Origin of the sequence: Aquincola tertiaricarbonis (assembly GCF_000969605.1) — a bacterium.
GTDB classification, from domain to species: Bacteria; Pseudomonadota; Gammaproteobacteria; order Burkholderiales; family Burkholderiaceae_C; genus Aquincola; species Aquincola tertiaricarbonis.
Genome location: NZ_KQ033894.1, coordinates 1 through 5,786 on the forward strand (window position 1 = coordinate 1; position 5,786 = coordinate 5,786).

Below are 5,786 nucleotides of genomic sequence, written 5' to 3' on the forward strand. Positions count from 1 at the left end.
ACGCGCTGGGCTCGGAGCTGAAGAACATCGTCTCCAACACCTCGTTCGCTGGCGAGAAGCTGTTCGGCACGGGCGCTTCGGCCGGTGCCATGTCGGTGGCCAAGTTCTCGGCCGCCGCAGGCGTCACCTTCCAGATCGGCGCGGCCAACACCGAGACGATGCTGGTCAACATCGCCACCGCCGCCAACAGCCTGACCGCCGACAGCGGCTCGCTGGGCGCCATCAGCTCGACCTACGACTCCACCGCCACCTCGGCCAGCGTGGGCACGCAGCTGACCGCCACCGCCAACGCCACCATCGCGCTGATCGACACCGCGCTGAAGGATGTCTCGACGGTGCGTTCGTCGCTGGGTGCGGCGTCCAACCGCCTGGACCACGTGTACAACAACCTGTCGAACATGAGCACCAACACGGCCGCTGCCAAGAGCCGCATCACCGACGTGGACTTCGCCAGCGAAACCGCCAACATGACCAGCAAGCAGCTGCTGCTGCAGGCCGGCACCTCGATGCTCAAGCAGTCGTCGAGCATGAGCCAGCTGGCCCTGTCGCTGCTGAACTAAGCCACCCGGATCCGGAGGCGCACACCGCCCCGCTCCTGAAAGCCAGCCCTTGCCGGGCTGGCTTTTTCACATTCCATGGCCGCCCACCGCATCCCCGCCATCTTGCCCATCGCCCGCGTGCCCGCCACCTGGCCGGCCGCGCGCGAGACGGCACCGGCCGCCGCGCCCGCGCAGCCCGCGCCGGCGGCCCGTCCGGCAGCGCCCGTCGGGCTCAGCGATGCCACGCTGGGCGCGCTGGCCTCGATGGCCCCCGCGCTGCCGCCGCACCTGCTGGCCGCGGCCGNGATAACCATAATCACCATCAGCATGGTTGCCGGCCCTGGGGCCGGCTTTTTTTTGCTCGTCCGAGTGGTGCAGCCGGCGAGCGTCAGCAAGGGGCGCAAACGCGGCCCTGGCGCACGCCCAGCCGACCGCGTGCCGGCACCACCGCGCGAGGTGCAGCGCAGCAGGGGCCAGTCGCCTTGGACGGGTCAGCGGTGGGCCCGCAACGGCGCCCGCCGCGACAATGGGTGCATGACCGCCCTCCCCGTCCCCGGCCAAGCCGTCCGCCACATCGATGGCGGTTATTACCGTGTCCTCACCCGGGCGCGCAGCGCGGACGATCAGTCGCCGCTGGTGGTCTACGTGCACCTCTGGCCGTTTGATACCACGGGGGATCCTTGGGTCCGGCCTCTGTCGGAATGGCAGTCGCGCTTTGTGGCGGTGGCCGAGCAGGACGTGGAAACGGCCCGGCGCAGCGACCGCGCGGCCGCACAGCACGCCGTGACAGCCGCCAAGGCGGTGCGGCGCTCGCTCACCCGCCGCTGAGCGAGGTCCGGCACCCGGCGGCCGGGCCATCGCCGCAGCATCACCGCGATGGGCCGATGGCAGGGCGCCGCCGCGGGCGCGGCGCGTGCCGTGGCCGCCCCGCACCCCGTCAGGAGGTGGGCTCGGTGGGCGGCCAGGGCCGCAGGTGCACGACGATCAGCGGCGTGCCCGTGGATCCGACCTGCACATCCAGCCGGGCGTCCATTGCCGACAGCAGTGCCTCCACCAGGGAAAGGGCAAAGCCCAACTGCTGCGACGGGGGATCGTCGACCCCAGGGCGGCCGCTGACCCCGGACCCGGGCCAGTGCGCGGCCTGCAGCCGCAGCTGCACCGTCAGATCATCCGCCACCACCTCCATGCGCACCCGCGTGTCGGGCAATGCCGCCAGCACCACATGCTCGATCAAGCGCGAGAGGGCCTCTTGGAAGTGCGCGCGGTCTGCCCGTACCAGCACCACATGGGCCGGCGCTGACAGGTCGACGCCGACCTGGCGTGAACGCTGCACGGCCGCATGTGCCTGAAGCGCCGACTGCACTACCGCCTGCAGTGCCACCGGCTCATGCTGCAGGCGCAGGCCGCCGCCGGTCACCAGCGTGATGCGCAACACGTCCTCGACCATGCGCAACAGTCCGCGCCCGGCGTCATCGATCCGCTGCAGCCAGTCCAGCTGCCGAGCGCCCATGCCCTCGTGATCTGCCAACAGCACCTGGGTGAAGCCAAGAATCGCGTTGAGCGGTGTGCGCAGCTCGTGGCTGAGCCGGGACAACAAACGTGACCGTGTGCGCGCGGCCACTTCTTCCGTCCGGGCCTGGCTCTCGGCGAGGCCGCGTTGCACTTCGTCCGAAATGTCGCGCACAACTCCCACCATGCAGTGGTGACCCAACGCACTGGTGCACATCCCGGTGATTTCGAGATGGCGCACCTGGGAAGGGCTGGGCAAGACCCGGTAGCGGTGCTTGAACAGGCGACGCTGCTGCGCGGCCTGCTCCATCGCCTGCCGTAGGGCGGGCTGGTCGTCGGGATGCACATGCGGTCGCAGCACCGACCGGTCGGCCACCGTCCACTCGCCTTGGCAGGGCACGCCGTAGAGCTCGCAGCACCGTGCATCGAGCCGCACCGCGGGCGCACCAAGTTCCCACTCGAAGACGCCGAGGTGGTCGCTCTGGGTGGCCACACGCAGCCGTTGATGCGCCGCCTGCAGGGCCGCACGCGCCATCGCCTCCCGCCGTTGCCAGCGCACGCCGTGCAGCGCCGCCGCGATCGCCAGCACCGCCGCCAACACCACGATGGTCCCCATGCTGACCTCGGCGGTCCAGCGAGCCCGTTCGCTGACCCGTTCCGCAAACCGTCCCTGCACTTCCATGAAACGGTCACTCTGCGCCTGCACGGCCGAACGCAGTGTCGCCAGCTCCGTTTCGGGCAACGGGCGCACGCCGGCGGGGGGAATGCGGTCCGCCATGGTCAGCAAGCGGTCGATGAAGGCGTCACCATCGATCCAGCGGGCCACGGTTTCCCGGGTCCAGTCCCGCGTTCGTGCAAGCCGGTAGAGGTAGCACATGGCCGTCGCATCGGCCGCGTTGACGCCTGCTTCGACGAAATAGTGCGCGGGCAGGGACAGCGGGGCATCCGCGCGGTCGAGCGCCTCGCGCGCGGCGCGCAACGTCAGTGGCAGTTGGACCGCGTGATCAAACTCCTCACGGTCCTCGGACAGCCCATGGGCCGCATACCGCTCCAACGACAGCAACGCGCGAAACGCCGCCTTGGTCCACAGCCCTTCAGTCGCCACGTAGGAGCGCGCCACGGACAATCCTTGGAGACCCAGGACGCTGGTGGTCATCAAGGCGGCCAGCACCAGGGCGGCTGGCAGCCAGCCCACAAAGCGGATCCCCGAAGGAAGGTCGAGCGGATCGGAGCGCATGCAGGCTCTGGTCACCGCGGTGTTGCCGTTATATGCCAGCCCGCGTTGATGTGGGCCGGGGGCATGCTGTCGAAAACCCCAATCGGCCGCCAGGCAGTGGGTGGCCGCTGCCTGTGGTGCCAACCGAATGCCGCTGGGCTGACCCCGCCATAGCGTGTGGCGCGGGTACGCAACACCCACGGCCCGGGCGGTCCTGGCCACCCACCCTGCACGCGTCACCCCCTCCGCACAAGGCGCTGGCCCGTCCCCGCCCAGCGACCCACTACCCGCCTGCAGAGTGGACCGTTCCAGGTGCCTCGAGCACCCGCGTGTTGCACACGCAGCGCACGTTGGCGGGTCGTGCAGATGTGCGGCCGGCTCAGCAGGCGCGATGGCAGGCACCGCCCGCCTGGGCCTCCGGCGCCCGTTGCGTCAGGCAGCGACCGGGTGTCGCTCGGTGTTGAATGCCGAAATGGCCTGCAGCAGGCCGGCGGCCTTCCGTTGCAAGCTGTCCGCTGCGGCGGCACTTTGCTCCACCAACGCCGCGTTTTGTTGTGTGCCGTGGTCGATCGACGCCACCGCTTGGTTGACCTGCAGGATGCCGTCACCTTGGGCCGCGGTTGCCGTCTTCATCGTGTCCAGGATCGACGCCATCCGGTGCACCTGGGCGACGATCTCCTGCATCGTGGTGCCAGCCTCGTGCACCAGCTGGCTGCCCAAGGCCACCTTGTCCGTGCTGGTGCCAATGAGCGCCTTGATCTGCTTGGCCTCGTCGGCGGAGCGCTGGGCCAGGCTGTCAATCACACCGGTGATGTCAGCGATCTTCTGGCTGGCGCCCGCGATGTCGCCCATCGTCGCAACGACCCGTTCGACCGCCTGACCACCCCGTGCGGCCACGTGGTGTGCGTCCTGCGCCAGGTCGCTGGCCTGCTGCGCACTGGTCACGTTCTCACGGACCGTTGCCGTCATGTCCTGCATGGAGGACGCCGTTTGCTGCAGGGCTCTCGCTTGTTGTTCCGTGCGGTTCGACAGGTCCTGATTGCCGGCCGCGATCTCGTTGGACGCCACGGCAATGCCCTCGGCGGACGGCCGCACCCGTTGGACCATCGCCAGCAGGTTGGTATTCATGTCGTTCAACGACTTCAGCAGCGCGCCAGTTTCATCGTGGCTGCTCACCTCGATGCTCGCGCTGAGGTCCCCCGCGGCGACGGCCCGTGCATACCGCACGGCGCGGCTCAAGGGGCGTGTCACCGCGTTGGCCAGCCACCAGCCCAGCGACAGGGCCAGCACCACGGCCAGCGCGGAGACCACCGCCATGAGCAAGCGCTCCGATGGCTCCTGGCGGCAGCCACGTCTTGCTGGTGCGCCGCCTGCTGTTGGTAGTGCTGGACCAGGTCACTGGTCACCGCCAGCAGCTGGGCCAGCAACGGCCGGCACTCGCGGTTCATCTTGGCCACTGCGGCATCCCGTTGGTTCTCGCCGACCAGCTGGCCGATGGCCATCGCCACGGGGCCGTACGTGGCTTCCACCGCCACCAGGGCGTCCAACAGCTGGCGTTCGCGCCGCTGGACGTCATCGGTGCGCCCCACCGCCTGCGCCAGCCGCTAAAGCGCGCGCTGAACATGGGCATGGGCCTGGAGCACCACCTGCAGCTCGCTGTCGCGGTCCACTGGCTCGGTGACCAACACCAGGTTGCGCGCCGCGATCGCACGCTGGGTGGCTGCCGCTTGCACGTCGGTCGCGATCTGCTGGCGTTGTGCAACGCCCTGCAAGTAAGCGCTGAACCGGTCGTCAGCCGGCCGGCCACAAGCAAGCCCTGCTCGCGTCCTGTCCCAGCTTGAACACGCCAGCATCGTGATCCGCAGCACCTTCGCCACGGGCAAAGCGGTGTTTGAGATTGATGAAGGACAGCACCATGACCACCTGGTCTGTGTGCGATGTGGTCAGCTGGACGAGCTCTACGACCCGGGCATTGAAAGGCGGCAAGCGGCGATCGCGCACGCGCGTGGCTTCGAACTGCAGGACCACCGCCTCTCGCTGTTCGGCCTTTGTGCTCGGTGCTGTGGCAGCGCAACCTCGCCCTGATCGCCCGGTCGACCACCCTCCGTCAGCGCAATGCGCGGCCGCCGCGCACCGTCAGGCAGCGGCTCACGCGGATCAGCCGCGCACAGCACCGCTCGGGCGCGAGTAAGCAGGCGCCGGCAAGCGCCGGCCGTCCGGCCCGGCGGACACCCAAGCCCACCGTGCCGCTGCACCCCCGGCCCGTGCTCCGAAGTATCACCCTCCGCACTGAGCGTCAGGTCATGGTTCCCTTGAGTCGACCCCATGCGACACGCACGTCTGGGTCCTGGGGCTGTCCTCTGGTGCACGACCGGTGCCAACCGCGCGACCCCAAACCCAGAGCCGGCGTGATGCCGACCCTCCCTGCCCGCTGCGTGACGACGCACTGGGCACCGGGTGTCACGCAAGCCCGTCACACAGCGCCCACGCCGTAGGAAGTTGACTGACACGCAACACGAAGA

The 5,786-nt window shown here is 69.3% G+C and carries 6 protein-coding genes; 4 read left to right on the forward strand and 2 right to left on the reverse strand.

Translation table 11 applies throughout. The features are described 5' to 3' along the window. Nucleotides 1–560: flagellin (locus VO99_RS28515; protein ID WP_046116363.1), on the forward strand; the 560-nt coding region annotated here is incomplete at its 5' end. 513 nt (nt 561–1,073) lie between these two features. Then, entirely contained in the window at nt 1,074–1,367 is a 294-nt protein-coding gene (locus VO99_RS30715; protein ID WP_157039872.1) for a DUF1653 domain-containing protein, read from the forward strand. A 109-nt stretch (nt 1,368–1,476) separates the two neighbouring features. On the opposite strand, the gene VO99_RS28525 is transcribed toward VO99_RS30715, so the two are convergent. Together VO99_RS28525 and VO99_RS28530 are read right to left on the reverse strand one after the other, a co-directional pair. Beyond that, nucleotides 1,477–3,285 (reverse strand): sensor histidine kinase, encoded by a 1,809-nt coding sequence (locus tag VO99_RS28525; protein WP_046116365.1) that lies wholly within the window; start codon nt 3,283–3,285, stop codon nt 1,477–1,479. A 411-nt stretch (nt 3,286–3,696) separates the two neighbouring features. Beyond that, a complete protein-coding gene (locus VO99_RS28530) occupies nt 3,697–4,581 on the reverse strand; it encodes a methyl-accepting chemotaxis protein (RefSeq protein WP_052736711.1) in 885 nt (294 codons plus the stop codon). 38 nt (nt 4,582–4,619) lie between these two features. On the opposite strand from VO99_RS28530, the gene VO99_RS28535 reads away from it, so the two are divergent. Continuing rightward, nucleotides 4,620–5,105 carry a hypothetical protein gene (locus VO99_RS28535; RefSeq protein ID WP_157039871.1) on the forward strand — a complete coding sequence of 162 codons (486 nt, stop codon included), beginning with the start codon at nt 4,620–4,622 and terminating at the stop codon, nt 5,103–5,105. A gap of 13 nt (nt 5,106–5,118) precedes the next feature. Further along, nucleotides 5,119–5,349, forward strand: a complete 231-nt coding sequence (locus VO99_RS30015; RefSeq protein ID WP_232315644.1) for a transcriptional repressor — start codon at nt 5,119–5,121, stop codon at nt 5,347–5,349. Nucleotides 5,350–5,786: the final 437 nt, after the last annotated feature.